This is a genomic window from Shewanella sp. YQ_9 (genome assembly GCF_043103185.1).
In the GTDB taxonomy this organism is placed as follows: domain Bacteria; phylum Pseudomonadota; class Gammaproteobacteria; order Enterobacterales; family Shewanellaceae; genus Shewanella; species Shewanella algae.
Genome location: NZ_JBICJO010000049.1, coordinates 1 through 23,314 on the forward strand (window position 1 = coordinate 1; position 23,314 = coordinate 23,314).

Annotated in this window: 27 protein-coding genes; 19 read left to right on the plus strand and 8 right to left on the minus strand. The window is 50.2% G+C overall.

Going from position 1 to position 23,314, the window contains the following annotated elements; all coding sequences use genetic code 11:
- Positions 1-262 precede the first annotated feature (262 nt).
- Positions 263-442 carry a hypothetical protein gene (locus tag ACF8D4_RS14350; RefSeq protein WP_054745922.1) on the minus strand — a complete coding sequence of 60 codons (180 nt, stop codon included), beginning with the start codon at positions 440-442 and terminating at the stop codon, positions 263-265.
- Positions 443-580: 138 nt separating this feature from the next.
- On the opposite strand from ACF8D4_RS14350, the gene ACF8D4_RS14355 reads away from it, so the two are divergent.
- From ACF8D4_RS14355 to ACF8D4_RS14415, 13 genes are all read left to right on the plus strand, one after another.
- Positions 581-1,333, plus strand: coding sequence for a hypothetical protein (locus ACF8D4_RS14355; protein ID WP_392466473.1), 753 nt, complete (start codon positions 581-583; stop codon positions 1,331-1,333).
- Positions 1,334-1,357: 24 nt separating this feature from the next.
- Positions 1,358-1,855 (plus strand): hypothetical protein, encoded by a 498-nt coding sequence (locus tag ACF8D4_RS14360; protein WP_392466474.1) that lies wholly within the window; start codon positions 1,358-1,360, stop codon positions 1,853-1,855.
- Positions 1,856-1,903: 48 nt separating this feature from the next.
- A complete protein-coding gene (locus tag ACF8D4_RS14365; RefSeq protein WP_392466477.1) occupies positions 1,904-2,512 on the plus strand; it encodes an imm11 family protein in 609 nt (202 codons plus the stop codon).
- 364 nt (positions 2,513-2,876) lie between these two features.
- Positions 2,877-3,176, plus strand: a complete 300-nt coding sequence (locus ACF8D4_RS14370) for an iron chaperone (RefSeq protein WP_371874337.1) — start codon at positions 2,877-2,879, stop codon at positions 3,174-3,176.
- A 403-nt stretch (positions 3,177-3,579) separates the two neighbouring features.
- Positions 3,580-3,936 carry a hypothetical protein gene (locus ACF8D4_RS14375; RefSeq protein WP_219012320.1) on the plus strand — a complete coding sequence of 119 codons (357 nt, stop codon included), beginning with the start codon at positions 3,580-3,582 and terminating at the stop codon, positions 3,934-3,936.
- Positions 3,937-4,186: 250 nt separating this feature from the next.
- Complete coding sequence (locus ACF8D4_RS14380) at positions 4,187-4,417, plus strand: DUF1993 family protein (RefSeq protein ID WP_392466510.1); 231 nt, start codon at positions 4,187-4,189, stop codon at positions 4,415-4,417.
- Between the two features lie 68 nt (positions 4,418-4,485).
- Complete coding sequence (locus ACF8D4_RS14385; protein WP_392466480.1) at positions 4,486-4,908, plus strand: hypothetical protein; 423 nt, start codon at positions 4,486-4,488, stop codon at positions 4,906-4,908.
- Between the two features lie 233 nt (positions 4,909-5,141).
- A complete protein-coding gene (locus ACF8D4_RS14390; protein WP_186264642.1) occupies positions 5,142-5,645 on the plus strand; it encodes an ankyrin repeat domain-containing protein in 504 nt (167 codons plus the stop codon).
- Positions 5,646-5,867: 222 nt separating this feature from the next.
- Positions 5,868-6,257: a VOC family protein gene (locus ACF8D4_RS14395; RefSeq protein ID WP_028781657.1), complete on the plus strand. Its 390-nt coding sequence runs from the start codon at positions 5,868-5,870 to the stop codon at positions 6,255-6,257.
- Between the two features lie 558 nt (positions 6,258-6,815).
- Positions 6,816-10,052: a DUF748 domain-containing protein gene (locus ACF8D4_RS14400; protein ID WP_392466481.1), complete on the plus strand. Its 3,237-nt coding sequence runs from the start codon at positions 6,816-6,818 to the stop codon at positions 10,050-10,052.
- A gap of 402 nt (positions 10,053-10,454) precedes the next feature.
- Positions 10,455-10,919 carry a GNAT family N-acetyltransferase gene (locus ACF8D4_RS14405; RefSeq protein WP_392466482.1) on the plus strand — a complete coding sequence of 155 codons (465 nt, stop codon included), beginning with the start codon at positions 10,455-10,457 and terminating at the stop codon, positions 10,917-10,919.
- 57 nt (positions 10,920-10,976) lie between these two features.
- Positions 10,977-11,333: a glutathione S-transferase N-terminal domain-containing protein gene (locus ACF8D4_RS14410; RefSeq protein ID WP_025889405.1), complete on the plus strand. Its 357-nt coding sequence runs from the start codon at positions 10,977-10,979 to the stop codon at positions 11,331-11,333.
- A gap of 101 nt (positions 11,334-11,434) precedes the next feature.
- Entirely contained in the window at positions 11,435-11,992 is a 558-nt protein-coding gene (locus ACF8D4_RS14415) for an RDD family protein (RefSeq protein WP_223828835.1), read from the plus strand.
- Positions 11,993-12,003: 11 nt separating this feature from the next.
- Here ACF8D4_RS14415 and ACF8D4_RS14420 read toward each other — a convergent pair whose 3' ends face one another.
- Positions 12,004-12,693 carry an energy-coupling factor ABC transporter permease gene (locus ACF8D4_RS14420; protein WP_107004949.1) on the minus strand — a complete coding sequence of 230 codons (690 nt, stop codon included), beginning with the start codon at positions 12,691-12,693 and terminating at the stop codon, positions 12,004-12,006.
- A gap of 146 nt (positions 12,694-12,839) precedes the next feature.
- Here ACF8D4_RS14420 and ACF8D4_RS14425 point away from each other — a divergent pair, with 146 nt between their 5' ends.
- The 3 genes from ACF8D4_RS14425 (at position 12,840) to ACF8D4_RS14435 (ending at position 14,051) form a co-directional block, all read left to right on the plus strand.
- Positions 12,840-13,274, plus strand: a complete 435-nt coding sequence (locus ACF8D4_RS14425; protein WP_045284035.1) for a hypothetical protein — start codon at positions 12,840-12,842, stop codon at positions 13,272-13,274.
- A 66-nt stretch (positions 13,275-13,340) separates the two neighbouring features.
- The gene (locus tag ACF8D4_RS14430; protein WP_392466487.1) at positions 13,341-13,697 is read left to right on the plus strand and encodes a hypothetical protein; all 357 of its coding nucleotides are present in this window, start codon (positions 13,341-13,343) and stop codon (positions 13,695-13,697) included.
- Between the two features lie 126 nt (positions 13,698-13,823).
- Entirely contained in the window at positions 13,824-14,051 is a 228-nt protein-coding gene (locus ACF8D4_RS14435; protein WP_025011444.1) for a DUF2986 domain-containing protein, read from the plus strand.
- Between the two features lie 45 nt (positions 14,052-14,096).
- Here ACF8D4_RS14435 and ACF8D4_RS14440 read toward each other — a convergent pair whose 3' ends face one another.
- Positions 14,097-15,533, minus strand: a complete 1,437-nt coding sequence (locus tag ACF8D4_RS14440; protein ID WP_223828985.1) for an MATE family efflux transporter — start codon at positions 15,531-15,533, stop codon at positions 14,097-14,099.
- 106 nt (positions 15,534-15,639) lie between these two features.
- Entirely contained in the window at positions 15,640-16,500 is an 861-nt protein-coding gene (locus tag ACF8D4_RS14445; RefSeq protein ID WP_025011446.1) for an ion transporter, read from the minus strand.
- A gap of 251 nt (positions 16,501-16,751) precedes the next feature.
- On the opposite strand from ACF8D4_RS14445, the gene ACF8D4_RS14450 reads away from it, so the two are divergent.
- Both ACF8D4_RS14450 and ACF8D4_RS14455 read left to right on the plus strand, forming a co-directional pair.
- Positions 16,752-17,255 (plus strand): murein L,D-transpeptidase family protein, encoded by a 504-nt coding sequence (locus ACF8D4_RS14450; protein ID WP_025011447.1) that lies wholly within the window; start codon positions 16,752-16,754, stop codon positions 17,253-17,255.
- A gap of 14 nt (positions 17,256-17,269) precedes the next feature.
- Entirely contained in the window at positions 17,270-17,836 is a 567-nt protein-coding gene (locus ACF8D4_RS14455; RefSeq protein WP_054745732.1) for a VOC family protein, read from the plus strand.
- A 17-nt stretch (positions 17,837-17,853) separates the two neighbouring features.
- Here the strand turns inward: ACF8D4_RS14455 and ACF8D4_RS14460 are convergent, their stop codons facing one another.
- The 3 genes from ACF8D4_RS14460 to ACF8D4_RS14470 all read right to left on the minus strand — a co-directional run bounded on the left by ACF8D4_RS14460 (position 17,854) and on the right by ACF8D4_RS14470 (position 21,336).
- On the minus strand, positions 17,854-19,254 hold the full coding sequence (locus ACF8D4_RS14460; protein WP_392466491.1) for a diguanylate cyclase: 1,401 nt from the start codon (positions 19,252-19,254) through the stop codon (positions 17,854-17,856).
- A gap of 151 nt (positions 19,255-19,405) precedes the next feature.
- On the minus strand, positions 19,406-20,248 hold the full coding sequence (locus ACF8D4_RS14465; RefSeq protein WP_107111741.1) for a M23 family metallopeptidase: 843 nt from the start codon (positions 20,246-20,248) through the stop codon (positions 19,406-19,408).
- Positions 20,249-20,448: 200 nt separating this feature from the next.
- A complete protein-coding gene (locus tag ACF8D4_RS14470) occupies positions 20,449-21,336 on the minus strand; it encodes a 6-carboxytetrahydropterin synthase (protein WP_345855062.1) in 888 nt (295 codons plus the stop codon).
- A 212-nt stretch (positions 21,337-21,548) separates the two neighbouring features.
- Here ACF8D4_RS14470 and ACF8D4_RS14475 point away from each other — a divergent pair, with 212 nt between their 5' ends.
- The gene (locus ACF8D4_RS14475; RefSeq protein WP_025889417.1) at positions 21,549-22,898 is read left to right on the plus strand and encodes a dihydroorotase; all 1,350 of its coding nucleotides are present in this window, start codon (positions 21,549-21,551) and stop codon (positions 22,896-22,898) included.
- Between the two features lie 196 nt (positions 22,899-23,094).
- On the opposite strand, the gene ACF8D4_RS14480 is transcribed toward ACF8D4_RS14475, so the two are convergent.
- Positions 23,095-23,314: phosphotyrosine protein phosphatase (locus tag ACF8D4_RS14480; protein ID WP_392468797.1), on the minus strand; the 220-nt coding region annotated here is incomplete at its 5' end.

The window sequence follows — 23,314 nt, forward strand, 5'->3', positions numbered from 1 at the left end:
GCTTAAGAGGGATTCGCAATGCGTGGCATTTTTAGCATGCGGTGAATTTTGTGATTAAGGCCGTGTGCAGTGGCTTTTCCAGTGCATTGCTCACCCCTTAGCAGGGCGATATGATTCCCATTGTCAAATAGATAAAAGTGTCCTTACCGGAGACCCAAAAATCTCCGGTAAGGACACTCTGACAGTCGGACTTTGGCGAGTAAGTGTCGGCGGTTGACCTTGCACTCTTTTGAATAGAACCGCGCGAGTTTGGTTATTCGCATTACTTGTGTTCGCCGCAGGAGCCTTGCTGATTTTTAATGAGTTTATCAAATAAACGCAGGTTGGTTGGGATTGTGCCATGGTAATGCACAGTCTCAGCAGACTTATCAGAAACCCAGGCCACGTCAGTGGTCTCCTTGTGTACGTCCAACCCGATAAAAAGTGTGTTAGCTTTAGACATGTCGGCCTCCTATGATTGTTTGCCTATTGGATCAACAAACAGTGTGGCTCTGGTTTAACTAATCCACGAGAAAACACGGAGGCCGACACCTGCACAGGGAATCATTATGTCTAGGCTCTAGTATCAAAGTTAGGAGAAATGATGGAATTTCTTTCAAATCCTTGGGTTGTAGGCATAGGGGGCGGTGTATTAAGCGGCTTGTTCGTTACTCTTATAACTCGCTATCTATTTTCTAAAAGAGAAAGAAGAGAGTATCTACAGAAAGTCGCAACAGCGAATAATGAAATTATCTATGCAATAAGACCTGCCATAGCCGAAAAAGTAATGCCTTCAAAGGGTATGCTTGATGCATTGTTTTCTGCAACTGCTAGGAAATACTCCGTAGATGAAACAGATCTTTATAGCAGAGCGTCGCTGGCTAACGAACTTATCAAAGAAGTTATGGACAACACCTTCTTATCATCACAGCAAAAATTAGAGTTTTGCGATCTTCTTACTGCATTGAAAGAAGTTAAAAAAGAAGGTCTGGATGTCCAGAAAGTTGTTGAATATATACGGGTCAACAGAGGTAGCAGTTCGGACATTAGTTTAATGCTTGGCACGGTTACAGCAATGATGGCTTTGGTTACAACGCTGTTTGTATACATCAAAGACAAAGAAGACTTTATCTCAGAAGGGTTGTCAGGTGTTACGTCTAAATTACTTCCAATGATGCTTGTAATGACAGTCATTCCAATCACGGTTGTAATGCTTCGTGACGTCATGAAAAGGATGAAAACCTTCGAAATGGAACGCTCTGAAAAGAACGAAAGTAAATTGAGTGACCGAGAAAGAAAGCAAGAAAAGCCTAACAAATCAATTCAGCCGACCGCTGACGCGTCGGCTGATTGAGGCGTTATGTCTAGGGAGTAGCAAGTGGAAATCGACGAGTTCTCTAAATTTATAGCACTATTGACTGTGGGATTTATCGCCGCGTATTTGGGATCTTTATTGGCACTAAGAAAATTTAAAAGAGAAAAAATCTGGGATGAACGGCGATCAATCTACAAAGAAGTGATTGAGTCATTTGAAGAAATAATATTTTGGTGTGAATATGTAAGAGCATCCCATTGCGGTGAACCAGTCATTGAAGGGGACGTAGATTTTGATTCATACGTACGTAAGATTGCAAGACATAGTGTTTCTGGCGGGTTGTTCTCATCATCCAAGTTTCAAGAAGTATTGAAGCAAGCTCATGCCGAACTTTACCAAGTAAGGTTCCAAATCAATGAAGAAAGTCTGCCAGATTTAGATACAGATCGTGGCCGAAAGGAATGGTTATTTATTCTATCCAAAGAAATCAGAAGCGTTTCAAAAAAGTATTTAGAGCAGCTAATTAATTTGGCAAAAGATGAATTACCAAATTTGACATAACAAGCTATTTTATAATGGGCGGCTTGATATTTTATTAAGGATAGACCAGTGAAAAATTATAATGATGAGTATTACATTGCTTTTCGTCCTAGTGGAGATAACCAGATTTACATTAAGCCAGACTTAAATACTGCAAAAAGACAATATCATTTCAAGCAACTGGTTTATGGAGAAAAGCCTTTGTTCTTTTTGAACGGTTTTAAGGGTGAAGACAAAAATAGATGGCCACTAACGGACTTGTTTGTTGATTCTGCTGGTTTGTTAATTAATAAGGAAGTTAAGCTGAAAATGGATAATTATGATATTGATGGGATGCAAATTTATCCTTCAATATATATTGATGATAATAACGTGTGGCATGAAAACTATTGGTATTTGGGTTTTTATAAAGAGCTTGACTGTCTTGATCGTGATAATTCTTCCATTGAAACTTTCGATTTTGATGACGATGAACTCTTAGAAGTTATGAAGTTTTCTCTAGACGGCCGTGTTTTGGAAAAAATAGCAGAAAACGAACGATTGATATTCAAAATCGCTAATTGTTCTAAAAGTTATCTATTTTTCCATCAGAAGGTAGTTGATTTTATCGTTCAGAGAAAATTATCCGGTGTTCGTTTTATTAAAGTTGTAGATTTTTTTGAAGGGCAACAGTACTAAGCTATATGCATTTGAAGCAATACGGACACTATTAGTACCCAAGTCACATCAGTGGTCTCCTTGTGTACATCCAACCCGATAAAAAGTGTGTTAGCTTTAGACATGTCGGCCTCCTGTGATTGTTTGCCTATTGGATCAGCAAACAGTGTGGCTCTGGTTTAACTAATCCACGAGAAAACACGGAGGCCGACACCTGCACAGGGAATCATTATGCCTAGGAGTTCACAGGAATTGGGGATGATCGATTATGAGTAACAGCGACCTTAAATCTGCCGAAGTAGATGATTATATTTCTGCGCAATCGGCTGACGTTCGGAAGGTGCTTGAAGAATTACGCTCTGTGATTTGAAAAAGTGCTCCCTATATTTGTGAGCTCATGAACTACAATATTCCAGCGTTCGCTTTAGTCGAGGGTGGTAAAAGAGAAAAGCAGATAATGATAGCGGGCTACAAGCAGCACGTTGGGTTTTATCCTCATCCTGACGTAATAGAAGAGTTTAAAAAACAGCTATCGGGCTTCAAATACGCAAAAGGTTCTGTTCAATTTCCTTTAAATAAGCCTATTCCTGAAGAGTTGGTTGCACAAATGGTTAAGTGCAGGGTGGCGCAGCTCAAGCAATTAATAGACACAGAACAAACGACGGTGGCGTCAATAGCTAAATAACTGCTCCTATTTGTGCTACACCATGCAGAACCCTTGTGGCACAAGGGTTTCCTAACATGTGCTCTTGGAGCCCAGCTCATCAGGCTTGGTGTTATAACTGCGTCAAGTTACTACTTGGAGACGATATCTTTGCAGTAATCTACTGTTTGGAACAGTTATTTAGTTTTTGGCTATATTATCAGCCCACATGACGCCATCAAGAAGAACAGTAAGAACAATATGGACTCCACTATTAGCAGTAGCGTCGGCCCCCTAAAAGATTGATTTTTCCACTGAGAGAACATCAGTCTTTCGCCTCTTTATTAGGCCATTCGGCTATAGACGTGAGTGCAAGAATTATGGCTCTCTTGGATTTAATAGCAACGCATCAAGATCAGACGGACGTTATGTGGAATTAAGAATCATGGATCAGGATTTCGATATAGAGATAGTGGCAGTAATGGGGCTGGAATGCTTGAAAAAGCACCTCAGTAAGTGTCCTATAGAATTAGAGCTTGTAGAGACTCTCTCAAACACATTTGTACTAAAGCAAAACAAAGTATCTGAAATTGCAGGTTTTACGTTTGAATCTCAAGAAAATGATGTGTACACATTTTCAATGTTTATATCTCATAAATCCCGGATCCCGGCCAGAAAAGTCGTTTCACAATTTTCAGAGTTTTTAAGAGCTGCTAAATTGCCCCATAAAATAACCAATCTACAGTATGAAGTTGATTTTTATGAAGAATGGGTAAACTATAATTGGCCGCCAAAAGCATAACATGCAAAGGAGCATCGGACTTTGACGAGTAAGTGTCGACGGCTGACCTTGCAACTCTTTCGAAGAGAGCGGCGTGAGGTTTAACCACATGACCATGTTTTCCGGGACCTGCCTCATAAGCGGGCTTGTCAGATGCAAAAGACAGCGCAAAAGACAGGACAGGCATATCTTTTCGCAAAAGACAGGACAGGCATATCTTTTGTCCTTTAGCTCATCCTCATGTGGAATCGTTAGATAGGCGCTGGAACATATCAACAACACCAAACAACTGTTGCTTGTTGCACAGTGTGATGATTCAAAGATTTCGGAAGTAACGCGCATTGAGCTGGGTCAAGGCTCGTACATAGGCCTTCCAGGTACCTTATATATCAATGACTTCCTCATCCCCAATTTTTACTTCCACATGGTTACGGCCTACGATATTCTTCGCCATAAAGGTCTGGACATAGGCAAACCGGACTGCATCTTGCATCCTTGGTAAAGCAGGCATGAAGCCCGATTGTTCATGTAAGCCAATACAACTTAATTAAGACATCAAAAGAAATGGATATGGAATACAGCAGAGAAAATATTGAGCAACTGCTAGAAGGAAAACTGCAGGAAGCGGTAGATAATTTTGGTAAAAAAGAGCTAAGAATCATTGATGTAGGCGTGTTTCCCTGGCACTCGGAGATTAGCGTATCCTTTCTCTTCAGCGAAGATTCGGCAGAGGAAGATGATATCGCAGCATGGCCCTATTTTGATTACTCCAAGATATTTGCAGGAGATTGGGAGCAAGCCAGAGAATTAGCCAAGAAAATGAATGAAATGTGGGCTATCAATAATGATCCAATCCCATTCTTCTTGGATTTCGGTTCTGCATTAACATCTGACCGAATATCGAGCGTTATAAAACGGTTTAATTTGGCACCGGACTTCAGGATACAAGTACTGAACCCTGATGATCCTAATAGTAAGAACTTCTGCACCTAGTGAGTCGCCGCAACCTTCTGCCAAAGCGCCAACTGCAATTTAGGCCTATCTCTACAAACAGAGTGCCACGAGGACTTGTTCGCACCTTCCTTAGGTATACAGGCCACTTGTGAATGTTTGCCAGTATTTTACGGTAAAACTCGGCAAGCATGAGGCGGTCGATTAATCGAATACACTCGAAAACACTAGGCTTGATATCCACAGGGAATCATTAAGTCAGGACGGATAAATAAGTGAACGAAGCAGTAATACTGAAATTAAGGACACTCATGGCATGCATCAGGGAGAAGAGAACCGCTGATGCAATCGACTTTCTATCAATGAACACTGAGCTGGTTCAGTTACAAACGCCATTGGGCAGCTTTCTTCATATTGCGGCTGATAATGACAACTTGGAATTGTGCCAGGCTCTAGTCAAGCTGGGAGCCGATATAGATAGTAGAGACAATCTCAGTGGTAGCAGCCCAATCCATAGGGCTGCTTCGAATGGCAACGAAGATATTTTGAACTACTTCATCGGCCTTGGCGCAAGGCTCGATACTTCTGAGCCAGACCGTAATCCCCTTTTTACCGCAATTCATTATGGCCACTTCCATATTGTGAAGCGGTTGGTTGAGGCGGGCATAGATACCAGCATCCGTTATACCGGCCAGACGATGAAGGAAATGGGAGCCCTTGAGTTTGCCCATGAATGGGGCCGCACTGAGATTGCAGATTACATCAAGCTCATCAGCTAACCTCCCCCTTCAACTTTGCTGTTAGCACATTCTTCAGCGCCGAAAAGGTTTCCATAATTCGGGCTCCGGCATCTTGTGCCCCTCTTCTTCGTAGTCCAAGAAAGCCACAAAGCACAGCCGACTCGACTACACTCAAAGCTGAACTCAAAGCGGCTCAAGATCCGCTGGCCGGCGATCTTCGCAGCCGAATTGTCAGCCCCTCAGTCTCAGGAGAACCTATCTATGAACTCCCCCTTTACTACCCATGGAGCCTTAAGTTGGCACGAACTGACCGCCAATGATTCTGAGCTGGCGATGCGGTTTTATGGTGATATTTTTGGATGGAGCTTCAAGACGATGCAGTTGCCACAAGGCCCCTATCACATCATAGAAAATGACGGTATCAGCATAGGTGGCATCACGGACAGCCCGGCGCCGGCTATGCCAAGTAACTGGACCGGCTACATTACCGTTAAAGATGTCGACGCCGTCGCCATTAAGGCCAAAGCACTGGGGGGCGATGTACTCTACGGCCCAGAGGACATTCCCCAGGTCGGCCGCTTTTGTTGGATAAAAGACCCCTGCGGTGCCATTATCGCCGCCATCACCTACAGCAGCCCAACCAAAGGATAAAGACGGGCAAAGGCAATAGCCTTGCCAGGATTCAGGTTTGCTGAGCTGATACTGAGCATTCAAGGTCTTTACAACCTTGGTTATTGCCCTCTTGTGAATGCAATGTTCAGCGAAAAGCGCTCTTGATCATTGCAACATGAGTTAGGGAAGGTGCGAACAAGTCCCATGCGTGCTCTGCGTCGGCTTACAGGCCTGGATGCAAGGCGTGGTTCGCAGCAAATGGCCTTAGTCCTTTGCAAGAAGTACAACACAGCAGGCAGGTCTGTAAGCCACGCCCTTCGGGGCTCTCACAGCAACTGGCTCTCTGCGTTATCCGACTTCGACAGGCCCCGGCATGCCTTCAGTCAGATGCCTTGAATGCCAATTGCTGTGTAAGCCAGAGTGCCGCGAGGACTTATTCACACCTTCCTTAGCTAAGTTTTCTTTTTGTATCATGCATGTATCGAGCAAGATAACAAGAATCATAGGTTCAGAAGTGACTTACAAAGCATACCGAATACGCGTTAGAATAACGCCAAATTTTTGCCGCAAACCTGCTTCAAGGGATCTCACACCGCTATGCCCAATGTGCTGACTCAGCTCTTTTCACGCTTTCGCCGGGCGCCGCTCGCCATCAAAACAGGCATCTATCTGCTCATCGGGTATGGCCTCTACGCCCTGTTGCTTGGTGGGCTCGCCCCCTGGGTGATAAAGTCGCAAGCCCCAAAGCAACTGCAACAACTGCTCGGCCGTCAGGCGAGCCTGAACGATATCAGCATCAATCCTTTCCTTCTCAGAGTCCGTCTGGATAACTTCGCCCTGCAGGAGAGCGACCCACAGCAAGTCTTTGCATCTTTCAGCCAGCTTGAGTTGGAGCTGGCATTTTGGCGCTCGCTGACCCAAGGGGCCATCGCCATAGATCATATCTACCTCTTTGATCCGCAAGTGAATGTGCAAAGGCTGGCGTCAGAGAATGGCCAAGCTCAATTCAACTTCAGCGATATGCTTGCCCACCTTGAAGCCAATCAAACACCGCAAGCCGAGGCTACAGAAGACGCCTCTGAACCGCCCAGAGTCATTGCCCGGGATATCCGGGTAACAGAGGGTAAGTTCGCTTATATGGATAAGGTCGCCAATACAGAGCTCAGTTACGACGAGCTTAATTTCAGCCTGCAAGCTTTGGATACCAAGGCTTATAGCCTCAGCTTGCCGGAAGACGAGAACGAACCGGTACTGGCGAAAGATGCCAACCGCTATGCCCTGTCGTTGACCGGCAGCGATAACGGACAATTGCAGACTCAGGGACAGTTTCAGCTGCAGCCTCTCGAAGTCAGCGGTGAGCTGCAACTGGCCAAAGTTTCCCTGCTACCCTTCTGGCCGTTTGCCGATGGGCTTATTGCCGCTAAGCTCAGTGACGGTGAACTCAGCTTCCAAAGCCAGTACCAGTTGAAACAGCAACAAGACCAACTGCATTACAGTACTCACAAGGGCCGGTTTATTCTGGAAAATCTGCTGTTCTCCGACCAACAGCAAGCCAGAGTCAAGTTGCCGCTGTTGGCACTGGATAACATTCGGGTGGACGGCGACAACCAGAATGTTGATATCGACGAACTGGCGCTGCAAGGCCTGTGGGCCGATGCCCGCCTGGATAAGCAAGGCCTGGATTTACAGCAGCTCTTTATGCCCGCCATGCCTGCCACAAATGCCAAGCCCGATGACACCGCGGCCGAGGCACAAGTGGAACCAGCACTAGCCCAACCAGAGGCGGCAGATGAAACCGAGGCGTTAAATAAGGCCACAGCGAAAGAAAAAGCCACAGCGCATACAGCCGCAGAGCCAAACAAAGCCCAGGAGCAAGAGAAACAGTGGCTGCTGACTATTGGCAAAATCAGTCTCAAACAGGCCGATCTCAACCTGTTTGAGCAGCAGCAAAGCGATGGTGTCCACTGGCGTGTCTACCCATTGGATATCACCACAGGTCCAGTGCGTTCCGATCTCGAAGGAAGCATAGACTACCAGTTGCAACTGGCACTGAGTTCTGATGCCCAAACCCAGCCGGAAACCAGCCAAGGCCAGTTCAGCTCCACCGGCGCGATAGATGCCAGGGCATTCACTGTCAATGGCGAGCTGACGCTGACTGAGCTGGAGCTGCAGCAGTTCCAGCCCTATCTGACGCCCTATCTCAATATGCAGCTTGAAAGCGGCAAGTTGAGCACTCAGGGCAAGTTCACTGCCAACGCCGAGGGTAAGGCCCATTTTCAGGGACAAGCCGGAATTGGCAAGCTGCTTATCAAGGATGGATTGGCATTTGAGCCTCTGCTGAAATGGCAGAATATGGCGATAGATGCGATGAGCTTTGATTCCGAAGCAAACAGCCTAAAAATCAGCAATATATTGCTGGAACAGCCATACGCCAAGGTGATGATCACCGAAGATCAGCGCACTAATATCGGCGAGCTGATCCGCGCCGAACCACCTGGTGATAACTCGGCGGCTCAGTCGCAGACAAAACAAAGCCAGGAAAACGAAGCGCCACAGCAAACGGCCGCCAAGGAAAAAATCAACACCAAGGCCTCGACAGATAAGGCATTTAAACTGGATATCGGCAGCATTGCCATCAAAAACGGCTCGGCCTATTTTGCCGATAACTCCCTCACCCCTAACTTTGCTTCAGGTATCGAGGCGCTGGAAGGCAAGATAAGCCACCTGTCTTCTACCCCGGGAACCAAGGCCAGTGTCGATATCAAGGGCAAGATAGACAAGTATGCTCCAGTCACCCTAAGGGGAGAGGTGAATCCGCTGCTGGAGAAACCCTATCTGGATCTGGATTTGGTATTCAAGAGTGTCGAGTTGACCTCGGTGAATCCCTATTCGGGCACCTATGCCGGTTACTACATAGACAAAGGCCAGCTGTCTTTAGCGCTCAACTATCAACTGGAAGACAACCAGCTGAAGGGAGACAATCATCTGGTGATAGATCAGCTTAAGCTGGGTAAACCCAGTGATTCCGATCTGGCCACCAGTTTGCCGATTACCTTGGCTATCGCCCTTTTGCAGGACAGACATGGGGTGATAGATCTTGGCTTACAGGTTTCAGGAGATCTCGACAGCCCAAGTTTCAGCTTTGGCAGCATAGTGATGACCGCCATCACCAATGTCATCACCAAGGCGGTCACCGCCCCCTTCTCTTTGCTGGCCGGTCTGGTTGGCAGTGATGAAGAGCTGAACCTGGTCGCTTTCCAACCCGGTATAGCCACGCTGGGCGCTGACGCCGAAGATAAGCTGAGCAAGCTGGCCAAGGCGCTGGATGACAGGCCCAAGCTGCAATTGAGCATTGAAGGCAGCGTGGCGCTGCGGGAAGACAGTGAGGCACTGGCAGAGCAAAAACTGCAGCTGCAACTGCTCAAGGCCAGCAAGCTTGCAGCCCTACCGGACGAGCTGAGCGCCAGTCGATTCCCTACCCAGGGTAAGCTGGCAGATGCCCTGGTGGAATTGTTCGAGCAACAGCTCAAACTGGATGCCGATGCGGAAAAAGACAAAGTGAAGCAAAAACTTGCCGAAAAGGCCGACGGTGAAAAAGTCGATGAAGATACCCTGCTCACCGTCTGGCATATGGGCCTTTACAACCAACTGCTCAGCGCTCAGGAGATCAGCAATAACGAGCTGGCTAATCTGGCTCAGGCCAGGGCCCAGGCCATCAAGGCCTTCCTGGTGGACAGAGCAGCCGTCGCCCCGGAAAGAGTCTTCCTGCTCGACAGCAAGACAGAGATGAAACAGGATGCATCTCAGGCAATTCTGTCACTGAATGCCGATTAAAACCTATTGAAATCACCTAAGAAAGGCTCCTATGGGAGCCTTTTTCGTATTCATGACGGATTATTGAACTGGTAAAGTGTTGCAGGGCTGTTATTATCGCCGGCAATCAATTCAGCCAAAACCAATAACCACAAATGCCAATAAGTCTGCAACAGATAACCCGAGACAACTTTGAAATCGTAGGCGAGCTTACAGGAAGGTGCGAATAAGTCCCATGTGTGCTCTGCGTCGACTTACAGGCCTGGATGCAAGGCGTGGTTCGCAGCAAATGGCCTTAGTCCTTTGCAAGAAGCACAACACAGCAGACGGGTCTGTAAGCCACGCCCTTCGGGGCTTTAACAGCAACAGGCTCTCTGCGTTATCCGACTTCGACAGGCCCCGGCATGTCTTCAGTCAGATGCCTTGAACGCCAATTGCTGTGCAAGCCAGAGTGCCACGAGGCCTTATTCGCACCTTCCTCAACCCAAGCCGGAGCAACGCGATCTGCTGGCCGATAACATGCTTTCCATCGCCGAAGCCCAGTTTTTTCCTTTCTATGTGCCCAAGGCGATTTACCTGAACGACACTCCGGTAGGCTTTTTGATGTATGAATCGCTTGCTGAAGAAGAAAAACCCGACGATTACAACATATTCCGCTTCATGGTAGCCGAAGGGTATCAGCAAAAAGGCATAGGCAGCCGCGCGATGGCTCTGGTACTCGAGGAGATCCGCGCCCAGGAAAATGCGCAGCGGGTGCATATCTGCTATGCAGATGAAAACCAAACAGCAAGAGAGTTTTACGCCGGTTTCGGCTTTGTTGAGCAAGGGCCGGATCCGGAGGATGAAGATGAAATCATCGCTACCCTTGAACTCCAAGTCCAGGCTTGAGTTTCACCACCACTGAGTTAAACTGCCTGCCGTTTCAAGCTTATATAGAGGATGCTTATGTTTGTTATTCGTTGGATCCTGGGGCGGATTATTTTGCTGCTCAACTTTGTTTTTTCACCCAAGGGCCTTAAGCGGCAACCCGAGCAGCAGGCGGATATCGATGAACAATGTCGTAGCCTCAGCCTGTATCAGTATCCGGCCTGCCCTTTCTGCGTCAAGGTAAGACGAGCCATGAAACGCCAGAGCCTGAATATCACCACCCTGGATGCCAAGCAGGAGCCACACAAGAGTGCCCTGCAAAACGGGGGCGGCACCATGAAAGTTCCCTGTTTGAAAATAGAACAAGCCGGTGAAGTGACCTGGATGTATGAATCCAACGACATCATCAGCTATCTCAATCAGCGTTTCGGCTGATCAGTCCCTTGCCTGCCGTGCCAATACGGCAGGCACAGCTTGTTCCAAGCTTTATTCCTGTGTATCGTCCCAACAGTAATTATTAATCAGGGACAGAGTAAATGGCAGCAGAGCAAAACCCACGCAACATAGAGTCAGTCTTGGCTCATCAAGAACAGACAATCCCTACGGAACTGGCCTCGGGAATGACGCCTCCACCACCCGTTGCAGAAGCAGCAAGCAATGAATCCAGCTATCCCATCTATGTCGGTTTTTGGGAGCGACTGGCGGCAACCCTGCTGGACTCACTCATGTTGATGTGCATCACAGTGCCACTGACTCTGCTAGTCTTTGGCATTGATGCCATATTGGAGAACGATGCCCTAATCTTGGGCCCGCTCGATGTTGTGATCAACTACCTGTTGCCTTTCATCTTGATCATCTTGTTCTGGCATTATAAGTCGGCGACTCCGGGCAAGATGGTGCTAAGAGCCGTCATTGTTGATGCCGACACTTTGCAAAAGCCATCAACCGCCAGCCTGATAGTGCGCTATTTAGGCTATATCCCCTCTACTCTGGTACTCGGCCTTGGCTATCTCTGGGTGGCCTTCGATCCCCGGAAACAAAGCTGGCATGACAAACTCGCCGGCACCCTGGTGATCCGCGCCCCCAAAGACTAAAGTCGCACCTGTCAGTGACGCCAGAGATAGACCCGGTCCGAGTAGTCGTAGAGCCACTCGGGCCGGTAAACCACCAATAGAGTCACTGCCATACCGTTGAGTAAAGCCTCCGGGAATCCAAGCAGCGGAATAAGCAGCAGATAGTTATCCACCAGGTAAGTGGCACTGTAATCCGTGCTGGCCCAGAGATAAGTCGACCAAGCGAGAATATGGCTGACGACAGATAGCCCGGCATTGAGAAAACCTGCCACAAAAATGAACACAAACAAATGTTTGGGTAATTTATGATAACTCAAGCTGTGTACTGTCAATGCCAATAAAAGCGGCAGGCAGACAGCAAACAACATCATGGGGCCCAGCATCCAGGGCTGGTGATAGACAAACAGGCAAAAGAAGCTTACAGGTAGCAGCATCAATACGGACGCCAAGCGCCAGCCGAACATCAGCATCAGGGTTACCAGGGCCAAAAAATGAGCGTGGATCCCCTCGGTAACACTGGCATTGAGCAGCCAAAGGCCATTAATGGCCAAGGTACTGAGCAGCGCCCGCCACTGCAAGCTCTTGTCCGCCAGCAGTTGTTGCCAGTCCCGTTTGGGCCAGATCCAGGCAAACCAGCCAACGAGCAGAACCAAATAGAGGATATCCGTCAGCCCAGGTTGCCATTGCACCTTATCGAAAAGATGTTGAAGATACTCGAACATACCCTACCATCCGGTTATCAAACAAAGGCGGTAGAGGTCGATGCTGCGCTGACTTATCACGCCGTTAATGCAATTGTGCTTATTCTGCAGTAAGTTAACGATAATTTGTATCTCCAAAAAAATAATAAGGATAATCACCCCAGCTTATGCGTGCGCTTTTTCTGTTATTACTGCCACTGCTGCTTTGTAGTTGCAGCTCAAAACCCAGCATAGATCCGGCCGATTTTGCCGGTGCCATCAAAGACAATTTCCAGACGGATATCAAGGCCGATGGCTTGAAGCTCTTTACCTATACGGCGCGGCTGATAACGCCCGATTCTGGCGGCAGTTACAGGATAAGTGTCCAGGCACCACGTACGGCAAAGGAGATGCGCCAACAACTGGCTATTAGAGAAGCCAGGCAAGCCGTATTTGAACAGCAACTGCAGCTTGGGCTCGATAACACCCTCAAAATGAATCAATACTGCCGTGAAGGTTTTTATGAACTCAGTCGTCTGCTGCAATCCGACAGAGGGGAGATCCGCGGTGAATGTCGGGATGGCGCCAGTGAGATGGACAGGAGTCGCTTCGGCAACAAGTAATTTTTTTGAAAATAAGCCTCAAATTTGCTAGTTTTGCCGCAGTTTCCCGCTTCAGGTGTATTTGAGATGGAACCCACAGGAATTATTCAGGAGATAGAAGAGCCGGTTAACCGCGGCAAGGTTAATCGTCAGTTGTTGTTGGCCACCAGTCTGTCGGCCGTGGTCGCCATGGCGTTATTGCTGTTTGGCGATCAATATGCGCACCTGTGGCAGGATGACAGCGCACTGCAACTCAGCCTGTTCCGCCCCGGTTTTTTGTTGCTGATAGTCTCGGGGCTGATAGTGATCCCCACCAGCGTGGTAGAACTTATCAAGGCTGCCAAAACGCCGGATAGGCCACTGATGTTGGATATGGCCCTGCTCAGTATTGGGGTCGCGGTTTCCATGAGCTATATCGGTGTCTTCATGACCCTGTTCCTGTAAGTCGGCTCCAGTCATCGCGGTATTCAAACACCGACACTGAGACAGGTTGAGCTTGTTGCCCGGCCGCCGGCAGGCTAAAATGCCTGCCCTTTGCCCATCCAAGTGGGAAGTACCAGGAAATTTAGCATGAACAAGCGACAAAAACTGACCAAAAAACTGGCCAAGCGTGCCAAAGCCCGGGAAAACAAGAAAGAGATCCCCAACTCAGGCCCCGCTAAACAGGGTTACATCTCCAAGGCCGAGCGCGCCAAAATCGCTGCCGCCGAGCAAGCAGAAAACAATGCTGTTGAGCAGCCAGATAACGGCGCTACTGAAAGCGCTGCGGCCGCAACTTCCCAATCTGACACCCAATAAAACATTTCCAGGCCCCCTCTTTAAACGCATGAGCCGTTCCCGGCATTAAGACCTCTCCCGCTGGGGCGAGGTAGCCTGGGCACTGGCTATCGGCTCCAGCTCTTCGGTCATCTGCCCCATCTGGGTACAGGAAGACGACAATGGACTGCTGGAGGCCATGGAGAGTTCCTCCTCATCAAGCCTGTCGGCCTCAAGACCTTGCTGGCGGCCATTGGCGGCCACTCTGGCAACCAAGCGATAGGCGGTGATCACCGCCAATACACCAAAGAGCACTGAACCCAGTGCCTGACCAATCAAGACTCCATATACCCCACCGAGCTCGGCTCCCAGATAAACAAATGGCAGCGTCCCGATAGTGGCCTTGCCCACATTGAAGGCGGTCGAATACTTGGCTTTACCCAGATTGTTGAAAGAGGCGTTGGCCACAAACAGTGCGCCGTTGAACAGGAAAAACAGCGCCATATACTGGCAGAAGAAACGTACCAGCTCGGCAGAATCCCCGCGCATGTCGAATGCCAATACCAAAGGCTCGCGCAGCAACCACAGCAGCAGCGACATTCCAAGCACATAGGCGATACAGAATTGCAGCGCCCTTGTCAGGCATTCGCTGAGCCTGTCATAGGCCCTGGCGCCATAATTCTGCCCTATGATGGGCCCTATGGCGCCGGAAAGCGCAAAGATCATTCCAAAGGCCACAGGGGTCAAACGCCCAACGACGGCCCAGCCGGCAACGAAGCTGTCACCAAAGTCGGCAATCGCCCGGGTCACTACCGCATTGCCTATGGGGGTGGCCACATTGGTCAGCATGGCCGGCCCTGCGATGGCAAAAATGGCGCGCAGATCGCCGCGAAAGCTCGCAAGTTCGAAACGGCTCCAAAGGCCGTGTTTGATAAACACACCTCTTGCCGCGATCAGCAGCACACTGAGGCGCGCCAATACCGAGGCGGTAGCCGCGCCTTCTATGCCCATGGCAAACAGGAAAATAAAAATGGGGTCAAATACGGCATTGACCGCGCCGCCCGCCAGGGTCGATAGCATGGAGAGCCTGGCATCACCCACGGCGCGCAGGGCACTGCCAAGCGCCATCGCCAAACAGATGACCGGCAAGGAAGGCACCAGAATATACAGATAATCGGCGGCCAGCTCGGCGGTATGTCCCCTGGCACCCACCAGCGCCAGCAGTTCAGGGATAAGAGCCGTCACCACTATCGCCATCAGACTGGATACCAGCAGAGTTACCATGGCGGCATTCAGCAGCAAGCGCTTGGCCCCTTCTGTGTCTCTGGCACCTACGGCGCGGGACACCAGTGCCCCCAGCGCAATCGACAGGCCGATACCTATGGAAGTGGTAAAGAAAGAGATGGTACCTGCATAGCCCACGGCGGCCGCCAACTCCAGCTCTCCCAGCATGCTGAGGAAGAAAATATCCAGCAGGTCCACCACAAACAGTGCCGAGATCCCAACGGCCGCGGTAGAGCTCATCACCAGAATGTGACGCAGTATATTGCCCTCAACAAACTTAGCCTGAGTGACGGCCTGAGTGCCTGTTTGAGTGACTGTCTTAGCAGATGATTGGTTGTTTGACACCCTAGTCCTTGTTTTCTTCCGGAGGTGGCTCCAGTTCACTGCCACAACGGTTACAGTAGAGAGCATGGTGATCATGCCCGGTTTTCAAGCAGTTGGCGCAGCGGCGCAGATCGCGGCTACGGCCCATCTCCTGGGAGATTTCAGCGGTGAGGATCCCCGTGGGAATGGCGATTATCGAATAACCCAAAAGCATGGTAAACGCTGCTATGGCCTGGCCGAGTTCGGTCTTGGGAGTGATATCACCGTACCCTACTGTGGTAATGGTCACTATGGTCCAATAGACAGACTTGGGGATCGAGCTGAAGCCGTTGTCCGGGCCTTCGACCACATACATGATGGCGCTGAGCACCATAATGATAAGACTCACAGAGAAAAAGAAGATAAACACCTTGCGACTCGACTGCAGCATCGCCTTGAGCAGGAGGTTCCCTTCACTCAAGTATCTGAGCAGCTTGAGTACCCGAAAAATTCTGAACAGCCGCAGAATACGGATCACCAGGGTAAAATTGGCCCCGGGGAAGAACAGCGCCAGATAACTGGGCAGGATACTGAGCAGATCCACTACGCCGTAAAAACTGCGGGCATAACTCAAGCGATTGCTGGAACAATAGAGCCGCAGCAGATATTCCAGAGTGAATACCAAGGTAAAGGCCCATTCCAGTGCCAGGATGATATGTCCGAAACGGGCATGGATATCGGCCACTGTATCGAGAAAAACCAGGGCAACACTGAGAATAATGCAGATGATCAAACTGATATCAAACCAGCGGCCGGCGGGCGTTTCTGTACCAAAGATGATGATCCTGAGCTTACGCTTGAGTTCCGGCTCCGGCGGCGTATCTGTCATCTTATGTTGATTCATGCGCTAAGCTTTCCTTACTTTCCAACCAAACGGCACCTCAATCTTCACCCTTTCGAGTCTCACGTATTCAAGTTCGTGGCGCCGCGCCCAAAAGGCAGGGGCGTAAGTCTGCCACGCATTGGCGTGAGTGCCAAATATTCTCTGGCTGACGCTCTGCGACTCTCGGCAACAATCTTGTTCAAGGGCTTCAAGAGGGCCCCCTTTTTCAGTTATTATCCCGTCAAAATAACCATAATCAGAGCCAAGTGGTCATGGGCCCATCGTTTCGTCATATAGTTTATGCAATATTTCTGCTGGCGTTTGCCCAGTTGTACAGTCCCTTTGCCTCGGCACAGGTGGATTTAGTGCTGGTCAACAAGTCAGATTCACGTCTGAGCCTGATTAAGGCCGGTAAGGTCATCAAGGAATATCGCATCGCCATGGGGGATATGCCCAAGGGCCACAAATATCAGGAAGGCGATCAACGTACCCCAGAGGGCCGCTATCTGCTGGACTACAAAAAGGCCGACAGCGCCTTTTACCGCGCGATTCACATCTCCTACCCCAATGACGAGGACAGACTCAGGGCCAAGGCGCTTGGGGTCAGCCCAGGCGGCCAAATCATGATCCACGGCCAAAATCCCCGCTCTGGGTTAACTCCGGAAGAGGCGCAGCAGTTTAACTGGACCAACGGCTGTATCGCCCTCACCAATAAAGAGATGGATGAACTCTGGCAGTTGATTGAGCCGGGCACGCCAATAGAAATTTGGCCCTGAAACAGGAATCAAATATGCAAAACCTTCAATCTCTGTCGCAGTTGCTGGCAGACTGGCAAGCCTTTGCCGACAAAATCATGCCCCTGATTGAGCGCTTGGGACTCGAGCGTTTAGGCGAGTGCGATCACGCCGCGCTGCGGGTCAACTCTGTCGCCGCGGCAGAAAAGCTCAAGGCCGAGTTTGCCCAATGTGGTGAAATTATCTCGGAAAACATCATCAACGGCCGCCCTATCCTGATCATACGGCTGCAACAGCCACTACAACTGGGTCAATGGCAAATTCCCTGTGTCGAGCTGCCCTTCCCCGGCGATAAACACTATCCCGAAGAGGGATGGGAACATCTGGAGCTGGTTTTGCCTGGTGGCGCCCAAAGCTGCGATGAACTGGCTGAGCAACTGCGTACTCTTTGCCCCCGGACCCAAGCCACACTCGATGGCGACACGGATATTAAACTCAAGGCCAGCAGCCCTAAAGGCGAAGCCGAACGTCTGGCCAACCCGACGTTGGCGTTCAAGGCCGGCGGTGTCTGCGTCAAGGTGCACCCTCACAGCATTCAGGCCATTATCGCCAGCGAGCAGTAAGCGGCTCTGATGCCGCTTTACCCTTGAACGACCCGGTTGCGCCCTTCAGCCTTGGCAACATAAAGAAAATGATCGGCTTTATCCTGCAGATCTTTACCCGAGCGACAACCAGCGGGGCCGGAAACCAGGCCAACGCTGATACTGAGGCGGATAGGTTGGCCGCTCTCATCATGGAAATCTTCATCGGCCACTCTGGCCCGCAGCCGCTCCATCAGATTAACAGCCTGAGCCGGCGCGCAGTTTGGCAGCAAAATAGCAAACTCCTCACCACCAATTCTGGCAATGGCATCCGATTGGCGACACTGGGCCTGCATTAAGCCGGCCAGTTGCTTCAATACTTTGTCGCCGGTGGCATGACCAAAGCTGTCGTTGATTAACTTGAAATGATCCAGATCCAAAAGCGCCAGGCTGTAATCTTCACGATTGAGCCTGGCCTGCTTATCCACCAGCTCCAATTGCGGCTCGAATCCACGGCGATTGAGTAACCCTGTCAGCGGATCGCGAAAGGCCACCTGTTGCCAGGCTTCCCTGTGCTGCTCGGATAGGCGCAACTGGCGATTTTGCAGGGCAATCCCAAGTAAGACCAGCGCATTGGCAAAACAAAACGCCGCCAGTTCCGCCGTTTCTGCCGAATACAATCCGGCATCGAAGGGCCCCAGCCCCTTGGCGCTGCCACAGATAACGACAATGAAGGCACCACTGCTGAGGCTGCAAGTCAGCAGGAAACTGCCCTCAAATGCCTGCATCACCAACACAGGCAACAGCAGATACAAGACCCAGGGTTGATTGCCAAATGCCAGAGAGAAAATGAGTACTAAAGCCAGGATCGACAACAAAGATGCCCGGATTTGCCGTTGGCTGATAAAAAACCGCTCAGACCACCCCAGATACACCTGATAAACCAAGACTATCCCCAGGGCGTCAGCCAAAAACAGCATCACCGCCATGGTTGGCCAGTAACTCTTGTCGATATAACCGCCCCAAACAAGATTTGCCGCCAGCAGAATACTGGACAGCGCCACAGGAATAACACAAGCGTAGATCCCAAAACCCAATAACTCCCGGGCTCTTTGCAACCCCATGGGCAGGGCCCAACGCAGCATTCTGGCGGCCAAAAGTGGCATCAGGGCATCAATTGCGGCGGAGACCCAGGTGTGCAGCAAGGTTTGGCTCAGATGACCGTTATTGAGCCCGGGAAGATTGGCCAGAAAGGAGGCGAGAAACAAAGGGACTATGGCGACGGCGCCAAAACGCAAGCACAGAATAAGCCCTATCCCCGAAGGTAACCATAGAAGGGTTATATTGCTCGGCTGCAATACCAAAGTGCCCATGCCCAGTCGGCCGCTGAGATAACAGAGCAAACCTCCGAGCAAAAGCAGCAGCCATTCGTCGCGCCCCCAACGTCTCAAATCAGTCACTTATTCTTCCGGCTATATTCATAGAATGATTATAGCCAACCCCTTCTAAGCCTGTGGCTGACAAAGAAAAAAACAACGCCGCCAGGGGGCAAGTCCGGCGGCGTATGACATCGAGTGTGAGTCAGTCCAATGAGTCAGTCAAAGTAAAGCGCTACTTTTTCGCGTCACTCTTGGCTTGCTGTAATACCTGACTCATTGGCGGCACTAAAGTGGTAGGATCCAGACGCATCTGATACCAGTTGACCCGCCAATCCAGATGTGGCCCTGTGGCTCGTCCTGTCGCCCCCACTTCGGCCACCGCCTGGCCCTGTTTCACCTCATCGCCCTCTTTGACATAGAGCTTGCTTAAGTGCAAAAAGCTGGAGCTGACGCCATAGCCGTGATCGATAATCATGGTGCCGCCGGAATAGAACATGTCCGGTACCGACAGGCTGATAACGCCATCGGCCGGCGCCACCACCACAGTGCCGGTTTTTGCAGCGACATCCACACCATAGTGCGGTGTGCCTGGCTTACCGTTGTAGACCCTTTGGCTGCCATAAACCCCTGAAATTCGCCCTGTCAGCGGCCAGATAAAGTCGTCGGCAAACGCCTGCCGGGTACTGAAATGACTGCGGGCCGTCTTGACCTGGGCGCTGTCCTTGGCGGCGCGCTCCTGGGCCTTGGGATCCGGCTTCATGATTTTCTTGCTGATCCCTTCAACATACTGAATACGATAATCCCGCTTGTCGAGTTTGAGGCTACGGCTCTCACTGCTGCCATCCGGATAACTGAGTGTCAGCGTCTGCTCGAGCGCGGCCTCACGCTCAAAACCAAAGGCAAACCTGCCATCCGGCGTCAAGGTAATGCTCTCGCCATTGAGCTGCACCTCAGTACCCGGCTCTGTTCTTGCTCTGATCAGGGCCCCCTGCTCAAACTTGCCCTGAAACTGCACCCGTGATGACTCGGGTTTGATGTTGGGCTGGAGCTCAGACTTGGATTCAGCCTGCAGCATAGGACTCACAACCAAAGTGCCCAGCAGCATCAGCGGCAGCGCCTTAAAAGATGGGATTGGCATCTTGCTGTTATTGAACTTCACTCTTACTCCTCTTTATCTTTACGCCCCATAGACCCCAAGGTGCGGTCTATTTGCGGATGCCTCTAGATTGCTTTTAGATTGGCTTTATTCTTGGTCCGGCTCAGGCCAGGCAGTATCTATCCGTCGCCCTGATGCTGCGCCGATGCGATGGCGCCCTTGCCTATGCCCTCGAAGGCTACCACTTTAAAATGTTTGCCCGGCTCAAAGCCCGCCATGCTGTCGGCCATAAAATGAGCCAACAGTTCGACCGTGGTGTCATGGGGGATCAAATCACAGCAGTCTCTTGGCATCGCCAACTGGAAATCCCCCTGCGGCGCCTGGTATCTGAAGCCAATATGGCTCTTGTCATCTATCTTGGTTTGGGGTGACAGCTCAAGCTCGCTGACACCAACCACATCTTCTTCACTGCCAAGGTAGATATCTTTCCAACGTTTGGCCCAGTATTCATCCCATTTGGGCGCGGCGATACCATCGGCAAACACATTGACAGGACTGCGGTGACCGTGAGCGATACGCTGGCAGTTACCGTCGTGCTTACGCAAGCCGTGACTGTAATGGTAATAGGGCGTTTCCAGCACCTCGTTGCGAAGTGTCAGGCTGATACCCTGAACATTGTCCGGCAAGGCATCTGTCAGCGCCTTGTGCAAAAACTGGTTAACGCTGTCAAAGTCGATAATCTCGCTGGGGATAAGGGCGAAAGCCTGCGCTGGGCAAGCCAGGTGAATGCTGCCGCGCAGACTATGGAAGTCCATCCACACCTTGTCGCCCTGCTGTTGCCAACGCACCTGGCTACAGGCGGTGGGCACCAATAAACGGTGATCGGCCACCTCATCTATGGTTTGCTTTATGGTGCGCTTGACCTTGGAAAAGTCGAGCAACATGTTTTGCTCATCCAGGCCACCGTCGAGCAGCACATCGACTATCCAACTTTCGCCTACCATGCCGCGAAACGGGCACAGGTAAGAAAAATCAACCACAGTTAAATCTTTGACAAATAATTGCATTCTCGCTCCCAGGCAGATAAACAGTCCACCCATGTGTTATCGGCCGGCCGATATTGGCACCGATTGAACCGATACAGGCCAGGGTATCGGCACTTGACGTATCTTTCGCAAAAAGTCTGTGATCTTGTCCAAAAGCTCCACAGCTTTTTGCTTGAGTTTCCGGTATTATACGCAAGTCACTGCCAATATTAATAACGCTAATCAGGTATCCTATGAAAACCCTCATCTGCAACGCCCAATTGGTTAATGAAGGAACAATCCGTACTCAGGATCTGCTGATCGACAACGGCCGCATCAGCCAGATTGCCTCCCAGATCACGGCTCCGGCAGGGGCTCAGGTCATAGATGCTCAGGGTAAACACCTGCTGCCGGGGATGATCGACGATCAGGTGCATTTCCGCGAGCCGGGTTTCCCCAATAAGGGCACCATCGCCAGTGAATCCCGCGCCGCCGTGGCCGGGGGTATCACAAGCTTTATGGAAATGCCCAATGTAAACCCGCAAACCACCAATCTGCAGGCGCTGGAAGACAAGTATACCCGCGCGTCTCAAAGTTCATTGGCCAACTTTGCTTTCTATCTCGGCGCCACCAACGATAACCTGGAAGAGATTAAACGTCTCGATCCCAACCAGGCCTGCGGGGTGAAAATCTTTATGGGCGCCTCTACCGGCAATATGTTGGTAGATAACAGTGCCACTCTGGACGGCATCTTCGCCAACTCTCCTGTGGTCATTGCCACTCACTGTGAAGACAGCCCCACCATAGCCGCCAATGAAGCCGCCATGCGTGAAAAATACGGTGATGCCATACCTATGGAGCTGCACGGCGAAATCCGCTCCCGTGAAGCCTGCCTCAAGTCATCTCAGCTGGCGACCGAACTGGCCATCCGTCACAAGGCGCGCCTGCATGTACTGCATTTAACCACCGCCGACGAGCTCTATCTGTTTGAGCCGGCCAAGCAACTGGCACAACTCAAGGGTGCCAACATTACCGCCGAAGTCTGTGTACACCATCTTTCGTTCAACGACAGTGACTACGCCCGCCTCGGCAGCCAGATAAAGTGTAACCCGGCGATCAAGACCCTTGCCGATCAACAGGCACTGATAGATGCTGTCAATCGCGACATCATTGACATTATCGCCACAGATCACGCGCCGCACACCTGGGAAGAGAAGCAAGCCGACAGCTATTTCAAGGCGCCGTCCGGTTTGCCGCTGGTGCAACATGCACTGCTCGGCCTGCTGGATCTGCATGCCAAGGGGCACTTCAGTTTGGAAAAAATCGTCCAAAAGACCAGCCATGCGGTGGCCGAGCGCTTTGAACTCAAAGACAGGGGCTATCTGCGCGAAGGCTATCTGGCGGATCTGGTACTGGTGGATCTCAACAAGCCTTTCGAGGCCACGCTGGAAAACACCCGCTATCACTGCGGTTGGTCGCCCTTTACCGGCCACAAGTTTGCCGCATCTATCAGTGGTACCTGGGTCAATGGTAACCAACTGTTTGACGGCAGTCGCTTTATCGACAATACCCTGGGCCAACGCCTCACTTTTAGTCGCACTTAATCGCAGTTAATCGCTAAACCAAGGGCTCCGTTGAAGGAGCCCTTTTTACATAGACACAAGTATGCGTGATGCTGGTCAATATCTTGTTTATTTCAAGTCAATGCATAATGAATTCGGTAAACTGAAGCTATGCCAGTTGCTATCTTTTCCGGAATTTAAGGCCTTAACATAGCAAGTTCATGATTTTTATTATTTTCTAAGATAATCGAACATGCTGGGCAACCTTATTTTTAAGTAAGGTCACAAGAGCAGGATCCATCCGCTGGTAATTGTCAGGAATATCCAGACACACAAGCTTCTTGCCTTTCAGAAGCTCCTTAAACTTCTTTGCGACCTTAATCTTGTGAGACTTTTCCATGACAAAGATAAAGTCAGCCCATTGAATAAGATCGCCACTTACTACAGTTTCGGCATTA